We start from the raw sequence: 18,462 nt of genomic DNA, 5'->3' as shown, positions 1-18,462 counted from the left end.
TTGGCCCGTTCGACCGGGCGGCCATTGGCTCTTCCGGCGGCCAATCGGCTGCGGTTCGCTGGCCGAGGGTCACCGGGTGGCGTGCCCGCCCGGTCGAGGTGAGGAGCGGCGCGAGATGTTCCGTATCGTGGCGGGTTCCGGGCCGGCGCGGACGCTGGCCCGGGCGCAGCTGGTCGGTTCGGTGGGCGATGGGGCGTTCTACGCCTGCTCGGTGCTGTTCTTCACGCGCGTGATCGGGCTGTCGCCCACGCGGGTGGGGTTCGCGCTGACGCTGGGGTGGGCGGTCGGCATGCTCGCCGGGGTTCCGCTGGGGCGGCTGGCCGACCGGTGGGGACCACGCCGTACGGCGGTGGCGCTGGCGGGTGCGACGGCGGGGACGCTGGCCGCGTTCCTGGTGGTGCGGTCATTCCCGCTGTTCGCGGTGACCTTCGCCGCGTACGCGTGCGGTCAGGCGGGGCTGACGGCGGCGCGGCAGGCTCTGCTGGCGGGCCTGGTGCCGGCCGGTGAGCGCACCGGCGTACGGGCGGGGGTGCAGTCGGCGTCGAACGCGGGCCTGGCCGTCGGCGCCGGGCTGGGCGCGCTGGCGCTGTGCTTCGGGACGCGGCCGGCGTATCTGGCGGTGTTCGGGATGGACGCGGTGGGGTTCGGGGCGGCCGCGCTGATCCTCGCGCGGCTGCCGGAGGCGCCGGTCGTGCCGCGGGTGAACGGCCCGCGGCCCGCCGTGCTGCGGGACCGGCCGTACGCGCTGGTCACGTTCCTGAACGCGGTGATGTACCTGAACATGCCGCTGCTGAGCCTGGGCCTGCCGCTGGGGGTGGTGCGGCGTACCGGTGCGCCGGCGCCGGTGGCGGCGGCGCTGCTGGTGGTCAACATGCTCAGCGTGGTGGTGTTCCAGGTGCGGGTGGCCCGGCCGGTGAGCGGGCCGGCGGCCGCGGCGCGGGCGACGCGGCGCGCCGGGACGCTGCTGGCGGCGGCGTGCGCGGTGTACGCGCTGTCGGGGGCTCGCGCGGGAGTCGTGGTGACGGTCGCGGTGCTGGTCGTGGCGGCCCTGTTGCAGGTGTTCGGTGAGATGCTGCAGGGCGCGGGCGGCTGGGAGCTGAGCTTCGCGCTCGCGCCGGAGGGCGGGCACGGGCAGTACCAGGGGTTCTACGGGATGGCGCCGCAGTTCGCGCGGATGGTGGGCCCGCTGGTGCTGACGACGCTGCTGCTGGGCTGGGGCGGGGCGGGCTGGCTGGTGCTCGGGGGCGTGTTCCTGGCGGCGGGGCTGGCGATGGGCCCGGTCACGCGGTACGCCACGCGGACCCGTACGGCACCGCGGGCCGGTGCGGGTGCGGGACGGCCGGTGGAGACTCCGGTCTGCGCGGGCGACCGGTGCTCGTAGGTGGGACGCGCGCCGCGGCCCACCCGGGGCCGCGCGGCACCATCGGCAGGGCGCCCCGGATGCGGCCGCCGCTGCGCGCGGGGTTTCGAGCGGGGTCTGTGGGCGTTACCGCAGTTGGTCGCGGCGGCGGGTCAGGTAGGCGGTCTCGGCGGTGTTGCCGGCCAGTTCGATGGCTTTGTCGTAGGCCGCGCGCGACTCATGACCGCGGCCCAGCCGGCGCAGCAGGTCGGCGCGAGTGGCGTGGTAGGCGTGATAGGCGGCCAACCTGTGCTCAAGACGGTCGACGGCGGCCAGGGCCGCCTGCGGTCCGTCGAGCTCGGCGACCGCGATGGCCCGGTCAGACCGCCGACCATGCGCAGCGTCAGCGCTACGCGGGTCTGCGTCGCCAGCGCCGGGTGACAGCAGGTGAAGATCAGCCGGAGCCGGTCGTCGTCGATGGCGCCGACGGGCTCGGGCGGGCCGGCGTCGTGGACGATCTGAGCCTCCTTGTGCTTGTCGGCGCGCCTGTTCTCGCGGCGGAGCCGGTCGATGGCCTTGCGGCCCGCGGTGGTGGTCAGCCAGGCGCCGGGGTTGGGGGGCACGCCGTCGGCCGGCCACCGCGCGACGGCGGCCGCGAAGGCCTCGGCGGCCGCCTCCTCGGCGATGTCGAGGTCACCGAAGCGCCTGGCCAGGGCGGAGACCACCCGGGCCCACTCCTCGTGGTGGGCCCGGGTGACCGCCTCCTCGACGTCGCTCACTGGAACGGCCGCACCTCGATCTTCCGATCGCAGATCTTCGACGCCTCGGTGGCGAGCTTGAGCGCCACATCCAGATCGGGGGCCTCCCACACCCAGACGCCGGCGAGGTACTCCTTCGACTCCACGAAAGGCCCGTCGCTGAACACCGCCTGCTCGCCCCGGTTGTCGATGACCGTGGCCGCGTCGGTGTCCGCGAGCCCGCCCGCGAAAGCCCAGTAGCCTTCGGCGATCAGTCGTTCGTTGAACGCGCTGATGGCAGGCTGCCTGTCCGTGCTGCCGGGATTGCTCTTGTCATCGATCACGGAAACCAGGTACCGCATCTGAAGGTCATCTCCTGTGGTGTCGGCGTGGTCCGGTGGTCAGGGACTTCATGGCGTTGGCGCATACCGCGGGCGCCCGGCCGGCCGGTAGACCTGGATCGTCACGCCCTTGGAGTCGACCCGCGACTCGACCAGGTCGAGCGCGAGATCCGGGCCCGCGTCGGGGAACAGCCGCGCGCCCTGGCCGAGAATCACCGGGACGGTGATCAGAGTCATCTCGTCGACCAGATCGTTCTCCAGCAGCCACCGGGTCAGGATGCCACTGCCGTGCACCTGCAGCTCACCTCCCGGCTCGGCCTTCAGTTCTCGGAGGCCGGCCGCGAGGTCTCCGGACAGGACGGTCGTGTTCGACCACGCCGGATCGGTGAGCGTGGTCGACGCCACGTACTTGGGCCGTGTGTTCAACGCTTCCACGACGGACTCCCAGCCAGGGGCATCCTGGACCGTGAGGCTCCCCCATGAGCCGGCGAACAGCTCGTAGGCCCGCCGCCCGAACAGGAAGGCCTCGGCGCGCCGGTAGGTCCGGTTGATGAACGCGTGGGTCTCGTTGTCGCCCTTCCCCCGCGCCCATCCGCCGCGCTCGAGTCCGTTCCTGCGGTCATCCGACGCGCCGCCGTTTCCCTGCATCACTCCATCGATGGTGACCTGAGTCATGGTCGTCAGCTTCATGATCGCGGTTCCTCTGCCCTGGCGCCGCCCCTCTCGGGCGTCCTCACCCCTGCTACGAACACCACCGCCCCGACCCGACACCGCCTCCCGGACTTCTTTGAAAAACTTTCCGGGACACCGGTCCTCAGCGCTCCGGCAACACGACAGTTCCGTAGCGACAGCGCTTCACTGCCCCGCCCAGCACAACTCCGGGCCTGTGGAAAACCCGGCCCCGGGCCGCCCGGCGAATGCCGCGCCGCGCCATCATCCGGGCGACCGGCTGGGGATGACGCTGTGGACGACCCCTCTCAGTGGGAGTCCGTCACCAGCCGCACGCCCAGCCCCACCAGCACGACACCGGACACCTGCTCCATGCGCCGCCGCACACGCGGTCCGCGCAGCAGCCGCCCGGCACGCCCCGCCAGCCAGATCACCCCGAGATACCAGGCGACATCGACCAGCGCCCACACCACCACCAGCAGCGCCAGCATCGGCGGGACGGCGACCCCGTGCGGCACGAACTGCGGCAGGAACGACACCGCGAACACCCCCGCCTTGGGATTGGCGGCGTTGGTCAGCACCCCCAGCCGGAACAGCCGCCCCCGCGAAACCGCCGGCGCTGGGACGTCCTCCTCCCCCGCCGGCGCGCCCTCCCGCCGCGCCCGCCACAGCGCCCGCGCCCCCATCCAGATCAGGAACACCGCACCGGCGACACGCATCACGTCATAGGCGATCCGGGAGGCCAGCAGCAGCGTCGACAGGCCGAACACCGCCGCCACCCCCCACAGCAGCACCCCGATCTCGTTGCCCAGCATCACCGCCACACCCGCCCGGCGACCGGACCGCACCGACTCGCGTACGATCACCGCCGTGCTGGGCCCGGGCACCATCGCGACGAGGAACGCCGCGCCGACGAACACGAGCAGACTCTGCAGCATGCCGTCATGATCACGGCCGCGTATCGGCACCGGCAACCCGTTAACGGTGGCTGAGGCACCTACCGGAACGTGGCCGCCGACGATCGGGGGCGGTCAGGTCTTGCTGGTGAACAGTCGGTCGAGGTGCTGGTCGACGGCGGTCAGGGCCTCTTGGGGCTCGATCACGTTCAGTTCGATGAGCGGAGTCAAGCCGGTGAGTGCCAGGAGCAGGTCGGTCTCTGTCACCGGGTCACGGTCGGAGCCGATGTGGCCATCGGTGATCGCCTGGCGGACGATCTGCCCGACGAGGTCGCGGCCGTGAGCCAACCCGTCGCGTGCGCGTGTATGGATGTTCGCGTCGTGCAGCGCCTCCAGGACATAGGCGGCGCTCATCCGGCTCGTCGCGCGTGCGTCGGGATGTAGAGGGAGCATCTCCGCGAGCATCACTCGGAGCACGTCACGGGGGTGTGGGGGGTTGCCGAGTTCTCTGACGCCTTCGGCGACGCGTCGTGATGTCTGTTCGGACGCGAAGTCCATGGCGAAGACCAACATCTCCTCTCGGGTGGCGAAGTAGTGCTGCACCGCGCCGTGGGAGATGCCCGCTTCCTGGGCGACTTCGCGCACGCTCGCGTGCGCGATGCCGCGTTGTTCCACTACGCGCCACAGCGCTCGGGCGATCGTCTCGCGGCGTTCGCGGTGGTCCACCTGCTTGGGCATCGTCGCTCCCCGTTCCAATACAGTTGACATATTACATCTGACCGATAAAAGCTGGAGTCCGGCCGCGGAGGAAGGGTGTGGCATGTCCGAACAACCAAGGGCACGGACCGCGGAGGGCCTCGTCGAAGGGCGCCGGCAGGGAGAGCATGCGGTGTTCCGTGGCATCCCCTATGCTCAGCCGCCGGTCGGACCGCTGCGCTTCCAGGCACCTGCCCCGGTCAAGGGGTGGGACGGGACGAGGCAGGCGATCGAGTTCGGCCCCGTGGTTCCGCAGGCGGGACCGACGGCCGAGACCTCAATCGGGAACGACTGGCTCACGCTCAACGTCAGCACCCCGGCCCTGGGGACGGCCGGGCTGCCCGTGCTGGTGTGGATCCACGGTGGCGCCTACATCGCGGGGGCCTCCAGCGACCTGATGTACGACCCTGCGGCCCTGACCAGCGCGGGCCTGGTCGTGGTGAGCATCAACTACCGGGTGGCGGTCGAGGGTTTCGCTCTCATCGAGGGCGCCCCGGCCAATCGCGGATTTCTCGACCAGATCGCGGCCTTGGAATGGGTACAGCGCAACATCGCCGCTTTCGGCGGAGACCCTGACCAGGTCACGGTGGCGGGACAGTCCGCCGGGGCGGGGTCGATCGCGGCCCTGCTGACGATGAAGCGGGCGCGCGGGTTGTTCCGCAGGGCCATCGTGCACTCGGTGCCGGGATCGCTGTGCACCCGCGCGCTGGCGGAAGAAGTCGCCGCCGCGCTCGCGGGCCGGGTCGGTGCGGCACCTGACGCGCAAGCCCTGTCCGGCATCGACCCCCCGCGCCTGGCCGGCGAGCTCACCGCCCTTGGTGTCGACCTGCCCGGCCACCGCAAGAGTTGGGGTCGGCTCTCGCAGATCGGTGTCGCCGTGTGCCCGGTCCTCGACGGCGTGGTGCTCACCGAAACGCCCTGGAGGGCGCTGGCCGGCGGCGGTACGGGCGGAATCGAGCTCCTCGTCGGCCACACTCGCGATGAATTCCGGCTGTTCAGCGTCATGATGGGGCGGCTGGGCACCTTCACTGAGGACGAGGCCCATACGGCCCTGGAGCTGTTCGCCCCGGCACCAGACGGCGCCGACGCCTACCGTGCCGCCTACCCGCAGGCCACTCCTGAAGAGCTGCTCGAACTGGTGTACTCCGATGCCCTCTTCCGGATGCCCTCACTGCAACTGGCCCAGGCGAACCAAGCGGCTGGAGGCACGTCGTTTCTCTTCGAGCTGCAACTAGCGGCTCCGGTGTCCGGCGGAGTCCTGGGCGCCTGCCACAGCCTCGACGTTCCCCTGGTGTTCGCCACGTTGGGCAGCCCCGCCGGTCGACACCTCTTCGGCGACCGGCCAACGCCGGAGGTCTCGGCGGTATCCCGGGAGCTGCAGCGGGGATGGGTCCGCTTCGCCACGGCCGGCGACCCCGGGTGGCCCGCCCACCTGCCCGAGCGACGGCTGACTCGCGTCCTCGACATCGAGTCGAAGACCTTGCCTTACCCGGAAGAGGCCTCTCGCCGGATCTGGGAGCGACACGACCCGGCCCCCTTTGACCTCACGTAGACGAGGATCCAGTCCGCCTGGTCGATCCGCCGTCGACGCCGAGTACCTGGCCGGTGACCCGTTCGGCGTCGTCCCCTTAACGCGCGGGTTCAGCCGCCTCCGACGCCGGCCAGCGGGCCACCCGGAGGGTTGCCGCTGTCCTGGCTGCCGCTGGGCGTGGGCCGCGGGCTCCCCGGCGTGGACCGGCCCGGGGACGGCGACGGCCGCGGCGAGGTCAGCGACGGCGACGGCTCCGGGCTGCCCGGCGACGACGTGGGCGTCTCCGTCGGGATCGGCGGGGTCGGCTGCGTCGGCTCGCAGGAGAACAACAGAAGCACCAGCAACGCCAGCAACGCCAGCAACGCCGCCAGGGACAGCACCGCGGCGGCCAGCCCCTTCGAATCACCCAGCGCCGCCACCGGACCGGCGACCGGCGGGCCCTCGGCACCGACCGCCGGATCGACCGGGCCGGACACCCAGTGCGCCTGGAACTGCGGGCCCCGGCGGCTCCGGCCCGTCCACCCGCGCTGCGGCAGCACCGGCTCCAGGAACCGCTCCGCGCCCGGACAGCCCTCCTCGTACGTCGTCGCCACCCACGGCGCGCCGCCCTCGGTCAGCGCCGCGATCACCGGAGCGGGCCGGCCCGCTCCGGGCTCCGGCAGCGCCCGCGGCACCGAATCCGGGGCCGGCGTCTCACGCGCGATCGCCGCGCGGAACCGGTCCCGGGCGGCGGCGTCACCGGCCGCGGCGGTGGTCAGCAACGCCACCGTCACCGATCGGCCGTTCGGGTCGGTGCCCAGGTAGACGATTCCGGCGACGGACTCGCGCAGCCGGGAGCGCAGCCGGAACGGCCCCAGCTCGGCTGGATCGCCGACCTGCAGCGGTTTGGGCATCGGTGCCCCCTCCCCCGGCGTGACCGTGTCGCGCGCGACACCCTAACAGCTAGGGGATCAGACGACTTTTCGCCTGAATCGCATAGGGTCGTCAGCGTCGGCGCACGCCCCTGACCCGAGGGAATAGATGACGATCGCCATAGGTGACATCGAAGAGGCGGCGGCTCTGCTGCAGCAGAGCGTGGCGGAGGTCAAAAAGGTCATCGTCGGCCAGGAGCACATGGTCGAGCGCATGGTCATCGCCCTGCTCGCCCGCGGCCACTGTCTGCTCGAAGGTGTTCCCGGTGTCGCCAAGACCCTCGCCGTCGGCACCCTGGCCACCGTCGTCGGCGGGTCGTTCGCCCGCCTGCAGTTCACCCCCGACCTGGTGCCCTCCGACATCGTGGGGACCCGGATCTACCATCCGTCCACCGAACAGTTCGACGTGGATCTCGGCCCGGTCTTCGTCAACTTCGTCCTCGCCGACGAGATCAACCGAGCCCCGGCCAAGGTGCAGTCCGCGCTGCTGGAGGTGATGGCCGAGCGTCAGGTGTCCCTCGGCGGGCGGACCCACCCGCTGCCGAAGCCGTTCGTGGTGATCGCCACGCAGAACCCCATCGAGTCCGAAGGCGTCTACCCGCTGCCCGAGGCGCAGCGAGACCGGTTCTTGATGAAGGTCAACGTCGCCTACCCCGGCGCGAGCGAGGAGATGCAGATCCTGCAGCGGATGAGCGTCGACCCGCCGGACGCGGCGCGGATCCTCGACCCCGACGACCTCATCGCGTTGCAGCGCGCCGCCGACGAGGTCGCGGTGCACGAACTGGTCGCCGACTACATCGTGCGGCTCGTGATGGCCACCCGCGAACCGGAACAGTACCGCCTGCCCGACCTCAAAGGCGTCATCGAGATCGGCGCCAGTCCCCGCGCCACGCTCGGTCTCGTCGCGTCCGCCCGCGCGCTGGCGCTGCTGCGCGGGCGCGACTACGTGCTGCCCGACGACGTCCGCGCCGTGGCCGTCGACGTGATGTCCCACCGGGTCCTGCTGTCCTTCGACGCCGTCGCCGACGGCGTCGACCCCGTCACGGTCGTCGAGCGGATCCTGGCCACGGTCCCGCCGCCGCGCGTGGTCTGGAACCACCAGCACGCCTCATGAGCAGATCAGCGAAGCTCAGCCGGCTCGCGCCCGAGCAGTCCCTGCGGCGGCTGGAGCTGAAGGTGACGCGCCGCCTCGACGGGCTGCTGCACGGTGAGCACCTGGGCCTGCTGCCCGGGCCCGGCAGCGACCTGGCCGAGGCCCGCCTCTACCAGCCCGGTGAGGACGACGTCCGGCACATGGACTGGGCCGTCACCGCCCGCACGACCGTCCCGCACGTACGGGACCTGATCGCCGACCATGAGCTGGAGACATGGGCGCTGGTCGACATGTCGCCCAGCATGGACTTCGGCACCGCGCGGATGACCAAACGCGACCTGGCCGTCGCGGCACTGGCCGCCGTCGGGTTCCTCACCGCCCGCCTCGGGGACCGGCTCGGCGCCTACATCATGCACGGCGGTCCGGTGCGCCGCCTGCCCGCCCGCACCGGCCGCGCGGCCACGTACGCGCTGTTGCAGGCGTTGCTGGACGCCCCCCGCGCATCGGGCGGCGGGCCCGGCCCACGCCTGGCCGAGGGGATCTCCGGGCTGGCCCGCGGCCAGGTCAAACGGGGCCTGCGCGTGGTCATCTCCGACTTCCTGGACGGGCAGGAGAGCGCGGGCGGGGAGCTGGCGTGGCAGCGTCCGCTGCGCCGTCTCGCCGCCCGCAACCAGGTGATCGCCGTGGAGATCATCGACCCGAGAGAGCTGGACCTGCCCGACGTCGGGCCGGTGATGATGACCGACCCGGAGACCGGCGAGACCCGCGAGATCATCCTGTCGCGCCGGGTCCGTGCCGCGTACGCGGCCGCGGCGGCCACCCAGCGCGCCCGGATCCGCGAGGCGATCCGCGGCAGCGGGGTGTCTCATCTGGTGCTGCGCACCGACCGGGACTGGATCACCGACGTGGCCCGGTTCGCGCTGCAGCAGCGGCGCGTCGCGGGCCGTCCGCAGCCGGGAGGAGCCCGCCCATGACCTTCCTGTCTCCCGGCCGTCTGTGGCTGCTGGCGCTCGTGCCGCTGCTGGTCGGCGCGTACCTGCTGATGCAGGCCCGCCGGCGGCAGGCCGCGGTGCGGTTCTCCAACCTGGCGCTGCTGTCGCAGATCGCGCCGCGCCGCCCGGGGTGGCGCCGGCACCTGGCGGCGACGCTGTTCCTGCTCTCGGTGGTCTTGATGACGGTCGGGTTCGCGCGGCCCGCCAAGCCCGTGAAGGTGCCGCGGGAGCGCGCCACGATCATCGTGGCGATCGACGTGTCCCTGTCGATGAAGGCCACGGACGTCGCCCCGACCCGCCTGGACGCCGCCAAGGCCGCGGCGAAGAAGTTCGTGCAGGACCTGCCGATGCGCTTCAACGTCGGCCTGGTCAGCTTCTCCGGCAGCGCCTCCGCCGTGGTCGCCCCGACCTTCGACCGGGAGGCGGTGGGGCACGCCGTCGACGGGCTGCAGCTGGGCAAGGGCACCGCGATCGGGGAGGCGGTGTTCACCTCCCTGCAGTCGATCCGGTCGTTCGACGCCCGCGCGAACCAGGACCCGCCGCCCTCGCACATCGTCCTGTTGTCCGACGGCGACAACCAGAGCGGCCGGTCGGTCACCGAGGCCGCCGCCGCGGCCCGCGCCGCGAAGGTACCGGTGTCGACGATCGCGTTCGGCACCCCGTACGGCACCGTCGACATCGACGGGGAGACCGTGCCGGTGCAGGTCAACAAGACCACGCTGCGCAACCTCGCGCACGACACGTCCGGCAAGGCGTACGAGGCGCAGGCCGGGTCCGAGCTGTCGGAGGTGTACCGGCACATCGGCAGTTCGCTGGGGTACCGCATCGAACGCCAGGAGGCGGCCTCGCAGTACATCTTCGGCGCGCTGCTGCTGGCCCTGACGGCCAGCGGGCTGTCACTGGTGTGGTTCCAGCGCCTGCCCTGACCGGCCGCCCGGCCGCCGTTCCGGGGTTCAGCCGCGCCGGGAGGCCGGGCGGACGCCGCGCGCGACGTACCCGATGATGCCCAGCAGGACCAGGACGCCCAGGCCGTCGGACAGCCCCTCCCACAGGCTGCCGAACAGGCCGTGCCCGGACAGGAACACGTAGGTCGCGAACACCGTGAGCGCCGTGCCCGCGGCCGGGACCGCGGCGTACGACCACGGGTGCGCCTGTGCCCACGCCCGCGCGCGGTCATGGCCACGGCGCAGCAGCGCGCCGCCGGCGCCGATGAGGAAGAACACCGACAGGCCGAGGGCGATCGGGGCGGCAAGGCTCAGGTGCCAGCCCAGCAGGTGCAGGGCGAAGTCGGCCAGGCCGACCGCCGCGCCCCCGGCGAGCGCGAGGGCCCAGGGCCCTTCGGAGGCCGCCGACATGGCGATCCAGGTCGTCTCCGACCGGCTCGGTACATCCGGTTGATGCGTCATATCGCGATGATGCGCCAGGATCGGCGCGAAGGCCATCGGGGATTCCCCCGACCCGCCCCTGAGGTCACCCCCAGCCGAACGCTGGTACGGTCAGCCGACGTGGGGGAGCACTACTTCGCGCGACAGCCGCAGGCGGACAGCAGACCGGGCACCGTCGACCTCGTCCTGCCCGATCTTCACCTGCGGCTCGCCACCGACCGGGGGATGTTCTCCCCCGACCGCGTCGACCCGGGCACCCGCGTGCTGCTGGAGACCGTGCCCCCTCCCCCGCCGCGGGGAGACCTGCTCGACCTGGGCTGCGGCTACGGGCCCATCGCCCTGACCATGGCCAGCCGATCGCCGCAGGCGATGGTGTGGGGCGTGGACGTCAATGAGCGTGCTCTGACCGTCGCGGAGCGAAATGCCCAAACCGCCGGCCTTGACAATGTAAGGTTCAGTTTGGCCGACCGGATCGACTCCGAACTGCGGTTCGCCGCGATCTGGTCGAACCCACCGATCCGCATCGGCAAGCAGGCCCTGCACGCGCTGCTGGAGACCTGGCTGGCCAGGCTCGCTCCCGGCGGACGCGCCCACCTGGTCGTGCAGAAGAATCTCGGCTCCGACTCCCTGCAGCGCTGGCTCACCGACCAGGGTCACCCGACCCAACGCCTCTCCTCCCGCGCCGGGTACCGCGTCCTGGCCGTCGACCCGAAGGAACCATCGTGACCACGGACGCGCGCCGGCAACTGCGCCCCACCGACGTCAAGCGCCTGAACCGTACGTGGCGCAGGCGCACCGAGGACCGCCTCGCGCTGCTCGTCGAGTCGGTGACCCAGCCGTTCAACATCGGCTCCATCACCCGCTCCGCCGCGGCGTTCGGCGTCGACCACGTGTGGCTGGCCGGCAACGCCACTCCCCCGACCCACCCGAACGCCCGCAAGACCGCGCTCGGCACCGAACGCCTCATCACCTGGGAGCCTCCCGTGCCGATCGCCGACGCCGTGCGCGCCGCGCGCGAGGACGGCTTCCGGATCGTGGCGATCGAGCTGACCGGCGACGCGACGCCCCTGCACGAGGCGCCGCTGGACGGTGACGTCTGCCTGGCCGTCGGCGGAGAGGACCACGGCTGCTCCCCCGCCCTGCTGGCCGCCGCCGACGCGGTCGCCTACATCCCCCAGATCGGGCGGGTCGGATCCCTCAACGTCGCCGTCGCCACCGCCATCGCCCTGGCCGAGGCCCGCCGCCGCGAGTGGGCCCGCTGACCGGCGGCCGTCCCGCCCGCGCGGCCGCGTCGGCCGGAGCCCTGCCGGGCCGGTTCCCGGGAGCCGGCCGATCAGCCGAGTGGCACGACGATTCCGCCACCGTGGTCGCCCCTCTGCGCCTCGTCCAGCATGAGCGCGGCCACGGAGGCGCGGGAGATCCGGGGCGGCAGCAGGGGGCGTCGTAGCTCCGCGAGCGGCACGACGCGGCGTCCGGGTTCGATGGGCCCGTCGGTGAGGTCCGGAGCATGGAACACCGTGGCACCGGCGTCCAGGGCGATCTGGTCGGCCTCGGCCTTCTCGGCCAGTTCCGCGCCGACGAACATCCGCATCACCGCCGAGTAGATCAGCCCGCCCGCGCCCTTCGACGCGCCCGATCCCAGTGCGCCGAGCCACACCGTGCGAACGCGAGCCGCGGCGAGCACCCGGGCCCCGGCGACCAGCGCGCCCGGACGGTCGCCCTTGCTGATGCCGATGGCCGAGACGGCCACGTCGACGTCGTCCAGGTCTGGGAAGTCCCGCGGGGAGAGGACATCCGCCTGCCGGACGTCGACCTGCCGCGCCGTGGGCACGGTGACCCTGTCCGGGGTGCGCACGAGGGCCACGATCTCGTGCCCCCGTTCAAGCCCCTGGTCGACGAGCAGACGGCCGACCTTCCCGGACGCGCCGAGTACCGCGATGCGCATGATGATCCATCCTCTGGGTGAATGAGTGTTGGTGAGACAGGTGGACAGGTCGTACCGCGAGAGGGCCCGTGTCGAGATCGGCGGCGAGGCGATCTCGACACGGGCCGGTCCTAGGCGATACCGAACACGCGCTCGGCCGTGCGGTGACCGATCGCCGTCCGCTGATCGCCGGTCAGCGGCACGTCCCGCAGGAAGGCCACGGCAGCCGCCGGGTCCTCGTACGGGAAATCGATCGCGAACATGATCCTGTCCTCGCCGACCGCGCGCAGGGCCAGTCCGAGCACGTCCGGATCGTCGATGCCGCTCGTGGTGATCACGAAGTTGCGCCGGAAGTACTCGCTCGGCGTGAGGGACAGGCGCGGCATCGGCGTGGCCGCCCCGGCCGTCCGCGCCGCGAACGCGTGCCGGTTGTCGATCCGCCGCAGCCAGTACGGGATGCCCTCGCCGAGGTGCCCGAGCACGACGGTCAGTCCCGGGTGGCGGTCCAGCGTGCCGCTGAGGATGAGCCGCATGGCGTGCAACCCGGCCTCGGCCTGGTAGGCCTGTCGGTAAGGGAGCTACCACCAGCCGCCATCTGAGGCATTTTCCGAGGTAGGTCAGGCTGTCGGCTTGCCTGTGGCTGTGGTGGTGGCGAGGTGCCGGTAGATGGTGGGCCGGGTGACGCCGAACTCGGCGGCGATCTGGGCGACGGTGTATCGGCGTTTGCCGTCTGGGCCAGTCTCTTCATACATCTGCCGGGCCAGCGTGACCTGCCGAGGGCCGAGCTTCGGTTTCTGGCCGCCGGTACGGCCGCGGGCGCGGGCGGCCTCCAGCCCGTCCAGCGTTCTTTCCGACATCAGCGAGTGCTCGAACTCGGCGATCGCGCCCAGGATTTGGAAGAACATGCGGCCGACGGCGGTGGAGGTGTCGATGCCCTGGTCGAGCACTACCAGGTCGACACCACGGTCGTGCAGGTCCCTCGATAGCGCGATCAGGTGTTCGAGCGAGCGGCCAAGCCGGTCGAGTTTGGTGACGACGAGCTGGTCGCCGACGCGGGCGACGAGCAGCGCCTTGTCCAGTTCCGGGCGGCGGGCCAGCTTGCCGGAGGCCTTGTCGATGAAGACGCGTTCGCAGCCGGCGGCGGTGAGGGCGTCGTGTTGGGCTTCGGGGTGCTGGTCGCGGGTGGAGACCCGGGCGTAGCCAATCCCCATGGGTCGCGAGCGTAACGCGAAAGCCCGACGGCGTGACATAGGCGCGTACACGGGAAGCGTTACACGCTCACGCTGGGAGAACGTCGATCGGCCAGTGGTGTATCGCGAACGATCGTTACTGCGACGAATTCCGCGAAGTCGGGGGCGATAGGTGGGGAAGGGGACAGCGGCGGCCGGACCCAGATTACGTCCGATAAGCAACTTGAGTTGACAAGGCCAGCTTGTCAACCTAAGTTGCTCGCATGCCGGATGTCGAGATTCCCGCTCCGCAGGATTCCGCTGACGCGTTGGCGGCCGTGGTCGCTCTCAGGCGCCTCGCGGATCGGCTGGAGGACGCCGCGGTCGAGAAGGCCATGCGGTCGGGCTGGACGTGGTCCGAAGTCGCTGAGGCGCTCGGGATCACGCGCCAGGCGGTTCACAAGAAGCACGCCAAGCGGCTCATCGCCGCCGGTGTCGACCTGCCTAGGAGGCGTTGATGTCGCACGAAGTCGGGATGTACATCCACTCGGTCATGGAGCGGGCCGCCTGCGAAGCCCAAGAGGCCGGATCCGCCACGATCGAGGCCGAGCATCTGCTGCTCGCGATCGCTGCCGAGCACGAGAGCACCACGCAGCGGCTCCTCAGCGAGGCCGGACTCGAGTATCCGGCGATCAGCGACGCGCTGGAGCAGGAGTTCAAGCACAGCCTGAGCACGGCCGGCGTGACCGTGGGCGAACTTCCGAGGCCGAGCCGCTCGCCCAAGCGTCCCTCGCGGATCGGCGCCACCGGCAAGCTCGTCCTCGAACGCGGCATGGCCACGGTCGCCTCCAAGAAGGACCTGCGGCCCGCACATCTCCTGCTGGGCGTTCTGCAGCTCAACGTCGGCACCGTGCCGCGCGCGCTCGCCCTCGCCGGTGTCGACCAGGCCGACCTTGCGGAACGCGTCCGACAGGCCGTGAGCCGATGAAAGCCATCACCGTCGACGGGCTCCGCATGCGGTACGGCGCGGGCGACGTCTTGAACGATGTGACGTTCCATGTCGACAGCGGCGAGGTGCTGGCCCTGCTCGGCCCCAATGGCGCGGGCAAGACCACCACGATCGAGATCCTCGAAGGGTTCCGGCGGCGGTCGGCCGGCCGGGTGAGCGTGCTCGGCGTCGACCCGGCGCACGGCGACGAGCGCTGGCGAGCCCGGATCGGCGTCGTCTTGCAATCCTGGCGCGACCACGCCAAATGGCGCGTAAGGGAACTCCTCGCGCACCAGGGCTCGTACTACGCCGGGCGCGCGTGGGACACCGACGACCTGCTCGCCGCAGTCGGCCTGACCGAGCACGCGGACAAGCAGCTCAGGATGCTCTCCGGCGGGCAGCGGCGCCGGCTGGACGTCGCGATCGGCCTGGTCGGGCGGCCCGAGATGCTGTTCCTCGACGAACCCACCGCCGGGTTCGACCCGGAGGCCCGCCGCGACTTCCACGCGCTGATCCAGGGCATCGCCGGCGAGACGACGATCATGCTCACCACCCACGACCTGCCCGAGGCGGAGAAACTCGCCGACCGCATCGTGATCCTGAGCGAGGGCCGGATCGTCGCCGACGGCACCGCCGAGGAACTCGCGGGCGAGGACGTCGTGCGCTGGACCCTTGACGGGCGGCGTCACGAGCGATCGACGCAGGACTCGACGCGGTTTGTGTTCGATCTGTTCAAGCAGTACGGCGACGCCGTCTCCAGCCTCGAGGTACGCCCGGCGTCGCTAGAGGACACCTATCTCACCTTGGTGGAGAACGCATGACCCCGGTACTCCGCGCGGGCCTGTCTCGTGGCTTGATCGAACTCCGTCAGTCCTTCAGCGGCTTCGATCTGATCGCGCAGGTCTTCTGGCCCGCGGTGACGCTCGTGGCCGTCTTCTTCCTGCGGAACCGCGAATTCAACGGCGTCAAGCTCGGCCCGCTCATCCTGCCGAGCGTCCTGGGAATGTTCGTCGCGTTCGGCATGCTCCTGGTGATGCAGTACCTCACCGCGGAGCGCGAGGACGGCACCCTCCTGCGCGCCAAGGCCACGCCGTACGGCATCCGCGCATACTTCACCGGCAAGCTCATCACCGTCTCTGGGACCGTCCTGGCCTACCTCGCGATCCTCCTCATCCCTGGACTCTTCCTCGTCCACGGGATGAAATCCCCTGGCCCGGCGCTGGTCGGGGTACTGATCCTGGGGTTCGTGGCGACCCAGTCCATTGGCGCCGCACTCGGCTCGATGATCTCTGGTTCCCGCGCCGCCGGCATGATGTCGCTCCCGGTCATGGCCCTGATCGCGATCTCTGGCATCTTCTACCCGATCACCGCGATGCCCGGCTGGCTGCGCTGGATCGCCGAGGTGTTCCCGATCTACTGGCTCGGCCTGGGCATGCGCTCGGCCCTGCTGCCCGCCCGCATGGCGAGCGTCGAACTCGGCCACTCCTGGCGGCACCTGGAAACCTTCGCCGTACTCGGAGCGTGGGCGCTGCTCGGCCTGATCCTCGCGCCGCTCCTGCTACGCCGGATGGCCCGCCGCGAATCGGGCTCCCGCGTGGCCGAGTACCGCGAGAAGGCCCTGCAGCGGGTCGGCTGAAGCGGGCCTTCGACGGCACGGAAGATACACAAGCTGTATCCCACCTGCTGGACACGCTCACTCGACCCAGCAACCGGCACCTCTGGCCGCCAGCCTGAACATCCGTTATCCCGGCTGACCCAGTCACCGCTCGTTATGGGGGTGGGACCGGTCGGGTGCCCCGGGGTGCGATTCCCCGGGGCCACCCGACCGGTCCCACCCCTTATAGCCAAAGACCTTCCCGGGCTTCCAGCTTCCACCCGGGTCGGTGAGACCCGCATAGCGGTATCTCGCCGTGTCGCAGCCGACGGCTGGTTCGGCTCATCGCCAGGGATTCTCCTGGGGGTTACGGGCCGGTCAAGTCCAAGCGGCGCTTGAGGTTGAGCTGGATGTCGCCGTAGGGGGTCATGTTGGTGTGGAACAGCGGGGTCAGCCCACGCCGGTCGGCGTCGCCGAGCACCTCGGCCCATTCGGGCTCGGCCAAGGTGTCTTGGATCATGAGGGTGTTGATGTAGCCGAGCGCCGACTGCAGGATCTGCAGGCAGACCATCGAGATCTCTTGTTCTTCGCGCCGGTTGGAGGACAGCTCCCCACTCTTACCGAAGAAGATGTAGTCGTTGACGCCGTTGTAGTTCTCCACCACGTTCAGCCCGGCGTTGATCTCCCGCTGCAGCTCCCGGTCTCGCAGATACCGGGCGATGAAGATCGTTCTTTGGGCGCGGCCGACCTCCAGCATCGCGGCGTAGGCCGGATGGGTGACCTCGGCGTTAAAGCGCCGCAGGATCGCCTCGGTGGAGGCGGTGTTGGTCCGGATCGCGGTGGCGTACTTCATCATCAGGTCGTAGTTGTTCTCGATCAGGTCCCAGCGGATCGGGTTGGTCAGGGCGGGCCGCAACCGCGGGTACAGGTCCAGGCTGCCCGGCTCGGGCAGGTACAGCTTGCAGCGGTTGATCTGCTTGATCCGCGGCAGGAGGTCAAAGCCCAGCAGCCTGGTGATTCCGAACCCGATGAACGACTGGCCATGGGAGTCGACATAGTTGGCTTCGACCTGCATGTCGGTGCCGTGCCGCATCGCGCCCTCGACCATGGCGTGCACCTCCGAGGCCGAACATGACAGCAGTTGGCTGTGCACGGCCATCGCCCCGCCCCGCTCGACCGTCCAATAGATCAGCACGCCCCTTTTTCCGTGCCGGTACCGCGAATGCCATTCGGTGAAGATGTTCTGGTCCCACGCGCGGAAGTGGGTGGAGTCCGAGGCCACCGCCGTGCTGCCCTCACCCCACAGCCAGGACTGGCGGGCGGCGAAGGTAGCGTTCGCGATGACGCGAGCGACTTGGCGGGCCGACTCGACGGTGACGTAGCGGCGGCGGATGTAGCGCAGTTCGTCCGCGGTGTGGCCGTGGTCGCCGGCGGCCACTGTGCGGATCCCGGTGTTGGTGCCGTAGGCGTAGACCAGCAACAACAACCGCTGGAACAGCTTGCCGGCCTCGATGTCGCTGCGGGTGCCGATCGGTGTGAAGGCGTCCAGGCAGCCGGTGCGCAAGCTCGTCTCGGTCAGCATGTCCAGCAGCGGGACCGTGCCCCACCGGTCCTTCACCGCGGCCTTGAGCCGCCGCAGGTTGCGTGGCTCGGGGACGGGGTCCAGGTCGGTGAGGATGATCGGGCCGGCCTTGGGCCGCTCGGTGACCTCCACCCAATACAGGTTGGGTAGCTCGTCGTTGAGCTCGGCGAGTGCGGCCGCAATCTCCTCGCGCATCTGGGCGGTGAACACCTTGGGATCCAGCGGCTTTCGCAGCGCCTCGTAGTTCTCGGCCCGCCGCGCCTCAAAGTCGTTCGGCAGGTCCTGGTCAGGGTCGCGCCACTTGTCGGCGCCGACCACCCAGATCTCCTTGCACCGCAGCTTGTCGCGCAGGGTCTGGAACACCCCGCACTCATACACCGTCCGCTGGATCCGGGCCCGGCCGCGCTTGTCGGTCTTGTACAGCAGTTCGACCAGGTCCTTGGGGATGACCCCGTCGATGGGGACGTGCTCGCCGCGGGCGTAGTAGCGGGTGTTGCCGGGGTGTTCGGCCTTGTACCGCTTGATCAGCTCGAGTGCCTCCAGCACCGGCCGGTG

The 18,462-nt window shown here is 70.8% G+C and carries 22 protein-coding genes; 11 read left to right on the top strand and 11 right to left on the bottom strand.

Features of this window, described 5'->3' with window-relative positions:
- The first annotated feature begins 115 nt into the window (after positions 1 to 115).
- Positions 116 to 1,381: an MFS transporter gene (locus tag AB0K82_RS36440; protein WP_364405770.1), complete on the top strand. Its 1,266-nt coding sequence runs from the start codon at positions 116 to 118 to the stop codon at positions 1,379 to 1,381.
- A gap of 131 nt (positions 1,382 to 1,512) precedes the next feature.
- Here the strand turns inward: AB0K82_RS36440 and AB0K82_RS36435 are convergent, their stop codons facing one another.
- From AB0K82_RS36435 to AB0K82_RS36415, 5 genes are all read right to left on the bottom strand, one after another.
- Positions 1,513 to 2,118 (bottom strand): sigma factor, encoded by a 606-nt coding sequence (locus tag AB0K82_RS36435; RefSeq protein WP_364405768.1) that lies wholly within the window; start codon positions 2,116 to 2,118, stop codon positions 1,513 to 1,515.
- The gene (locus AB0K82_RS36430; RefSeq protein WP_364405766.1) at positions 2,115 to 2,438 is read right to left on the bottom strand and encodes a YciI family protein; all 324 of its coding nucleotides are present in this window, start codon (positions 2,436 to 2,438) and stop codon (positions 2,115 to 2,117) included. Before AB0K82_RS36430 ends, AB0K82_RS36435 begins: the two co-directional genes overlap by 4 nt.
- 48 nt (positions 2,439 to 2,486) lie before the next feature.
- The gene (locus AB0K82_RS36425) at positions 2,487 to 3,107 is read right to left on the bottom strand and encodes a dihydrofolate reductase family protein (RefSeq protein WP_364405765.1); all 621 of its coding nucleotides are present in this window, start codon (positions 3,105 to 3,107) and stop codon (positions 2,487 to 2,489) included.
- Between the two features lie 287 nt (positions 3,108 to 3,394).
- The gene (locus AB0K82_RS36420) at positions 3,395 to 4,024 is read right to left on the bottom strand and encodes a LysE family translocator (protein ID WP_364405763.1); all 630 of its coding nucleotides are present in this window, start codon (positions 4,022 to 4,024) and stop codon (positions 3,395 to 3,397) included.
- A 93-nt stretch (positions 4,025 to 4,117) separates the two neighbouring features.
- Complete coding sequence (locus tag AB0K82_RS36415; protein ID WP_364405761.1) at positions 4,118 to 4,720, bottom strand: TetR/AcrR family transcriptional regulator; 603 nt, start codon at positions 4,718 to 4,720, stop codon at positions 4,118 to 4,120.
- Here AB0K82_RS36415 and AB0K82_RS36410 point away from each other — a divergent pair.
- On the top strand, positions 4,713 to 6,290 hold the full coding sequence (locus tag AB0K82_RS36410) for a carboxylesterase family protein (RefSeq protein WP_364405760.1): 1,578 nt from the start codon (positions 4,713 to 4,715) through the stop codon (positions 6,288 to 6,290). The genes AB0K82_RS36415 and AB0K82_RS36410 overlap by 8 nt on opposite strands.
- Positions 6,291 to 6,379: 89 nt before the next feature.
- On the opposite strand, the gene AB0K82_RS36405 is transcribed toward AB0K82_RS36410, so the two are convergent.
- Positions 6,380 to 7,162: a hypothetical protein gene (locus AB0K82_RS36405; protein ID WP_364405758.1), complete on the bottom strand. Its 783-nt coding sequence runs from the start codon at positions 7,160 to 7,162 to the stop codon at positions 6,380 to 6,382.
- A 127-nt stretch (positions 7,163 to 7,289) separates the two neighbouring features.
- Between AB0K82_RS36405 and AB0K82_RS36400 the strand changes: the two genes are divergently transcribed.
- From AB0K82_RS36400 to AB0K82_RS36390, 3 genes are read left to right on the top strand one after another with little or no spacing between them, the layout of a single operon-like run.
- Positions 7,290 to 8,294, top strand: a complete 1,005-nt coding sequence (locus AB0K82_RS36400) for a MoxR family ATPase (protein WP_364405756.1) — start codon at positions 7,290 to 7,292, stop codon at positions 8,292 to 8,294.
- Positions 8,291 to 9,247, top strand: coding sequence for a DUF58 domain-containing protein (locus tag AB0K82_RS36395; protein WP_364405754.1), 957 nt, complete (start codon positions 8,291 to 8,293; stop codon positions 9,245 to 9,247). Before AB0K82_RS36400 ends, AB0K82_RS36395 begins: the two co-directional genes overlap by 4 nt.
- A complete protein-coding gene (locus AB0K82_RS36390) occupies positions 9,244 to 10,191 on the top strand; it encodes a VWA domain-containing protein (RefSeq protein WP_364405752.1) in 948 nt (315 codons plus the stop codon). The genes AB0K82_RS36395 and AB0K82_RS36390 overlap by 4 nt, the downstream gene beginning before the upstream one ends.
- Before the next feature lie 27 nt (positions 10,192 to 10,218).
- Here AB0K82_RS36390 and AB0K82_RS36385 read toward each other — a convergent pair whose 3' ends face one another.
- Positions 10,219 to 10,671, bottom strand: coding sequence for a hypothetical protein (locus AB0K82_RS36385; RefSeq protein ID WP_364405751.1), 453 nt, complete (start codon positions 10,669 to 10,671; stop codon positions 10,219 to 10,221).
- A gap of 99 nt (positions 10,672 to 10,770) precedes the next feature.
- Here AB0K82_RS36385 and AB0K82_RS36380 point away from each other — a divergent pair, with 99 nt between their 5' ends.
- Both AB0K82_RS36380 and AB0K82_RS36375 read left to right on the top strand, forming a co-directional pair.
- The gene (locus tag AB0K82_RS36380) at positions 10,771 to 11,376 is read left to right on the top strand and encodes a methyltransferase (RefSeq protein WP_364405750.1); all 606 of its coding nucleotides are present in this window, start codon (positions 10,771 to 10,773) and stop codon (positions 11,374 to 11,376) included.
- Positions 11,370 to 11,912 carry a TrmH family RNA methyltransferase gene (locus tag AB0K82_RS36375; protein WP_364405825.1) on the top strand — a complete coding sequence of 181 codons (543 nt, stop codon included), beginning with the start codon at positions 11,370 to 11,372 and terminating at the stop codon, positions 11,910 to 11,912. The genes AB0K82_RS36380 and AB0K82_RS36375 overlap by 7 nt, the downstream gene beginning before the upstream one ends.
- Positions 11,913 to 11,983: 71 nt before the next feature.
- Here AB0K82_RS36375 and AB0K82_RS36370 read toward each other — a convergent pair whose 3' ends face one another.
- From AB0K82_RS36370 to AB0K82_RS36360, 3 genes are all read right to left on the bottom strand, one after another.
- The gene (locus tag AB0K82_RS36370) at positions 11,984 to 12,595 is read right to left on the bottom strand and encodes an NAD(P)H-binding protein (RefSeq protein WP_364405749.1); all 612 of its coding nucleotides are present in this window, start codon (positions 12,593 to 12,595) and stop codon (positions 11,984 to 11,986) included.
- A 110-nt stretch (positions 12,596 to 12,705) separates the two neighbouring features.
- Entirely contained in the window at positions 12,706 to 13,116 is a 411-nt protein-coding gene (locus AB0K82_RS36365) for an amidohydrolase family protein (protein ID WP_364405748.1), read from the bottom strand.
- Between the two features lie 75 nt (positions 13,117 to 13,191).
- Positions 13,192 to 13,785 (bottom strand): recombinase family protein, encoded by a 594-nt coding sequence (locus AB0K82_RS36360; protein WP_364405747.1) that lies wholly within the window; start codon positions 13,783 to 13,785, stop codon positions 13,192 to 13,194.
- 242 nt (positions 13,786 to 14,027) lie between these two features.
- Here AB0K82_RS36360 and AB0K82_RS36355 point away from each other — a divergent pair, with 242 nt between their 5' ends.
- The 4 genes from AB0K82_RS36355 to AB0K82_RS36340 are packed head-to-tail and all read left to right on the top strand — an operon-like array spanning position 14,028 to position 16,367.
- Positions 14,028 to 14,261: a hypothetical protein gene (locus AB0K82_RS36355; RefSeq protein WP_364405746.1), complete on the top strand. Its 234-nt coding sequence runs from the start codon at positions 14,028 to 14,030 to the stop codon at positions 14,259 to 14,261.
- Positions 14,261 to 14,731: a Clp protease N-terminal domain-containing protein gene (locus AB0K82_RS36350; protein WP_364405745.1), complete on the top strand. Its 471-nt coding sequence runs from the start codon at positions 14,261 to 14,263 to the stop codon at positions 14,729 to 14,731. Before AB0K82_RS36355 ends, AB0K82_RS36350 begins: the two co-directional genes overlap by 1 nt.
- Complete coding sequence (locus AB0K82_RS36345; protein WP_364405744.1) at positions 14,728 to 15,552, top strand: ABC transporter ATP-binding protein; 825 nt, start codon at positions 14,728 to 14,730, stop codon at positions 15,550 to 15,552. The genes AB0K82_RS36350 and AB0K82_RS36345 overlap by 4 nt, the downstream gene beginning before the upstream one ends.
- Complete coding sequence (locus tag AB0K82_RS36340) at positions 15,549 to 16,367, top strand: ABC transporter permease (RefSeq protein WP_364405743.1); 819 nt, start codon at positions 15,549 to 15,551, stop codon at positions 16,365 to 16,367. Before AB0K82_RS36345 ends, AB0K82_RS36340 begins: the two co-directional genes overlap by 4 nt.
- A gap of 325 nt (positions 16,368 to 16,692) precedes the next feature.
- Here the strand turns inward: AB0K82_RS36340 and AB0K82_RS36335 are convergent.
- On the bottom strand, positions 16,693 to 18,462 hold a 1,770-nt coding region (locus AB0K82_RS36335), incomplete at its 5' end, for a transposase (RefSeq protein ID WP_364405742.1).

Origin of the sequence: Actinoallomurus sp. NPDC052274, from assembly GCF_040679475.1 — a bacterium.
GTDB lineage: Bacteria > Actinomycetota > Actinomycetes > Streptosporangiales > Streptosporangiaceae > Actinoallomurus > Actinoallomurus liliacearum.
Note: the sequence above shows the minus strand (reverse complement) of the source record. Positions and strands in the feature narration are given on the sequence as shown.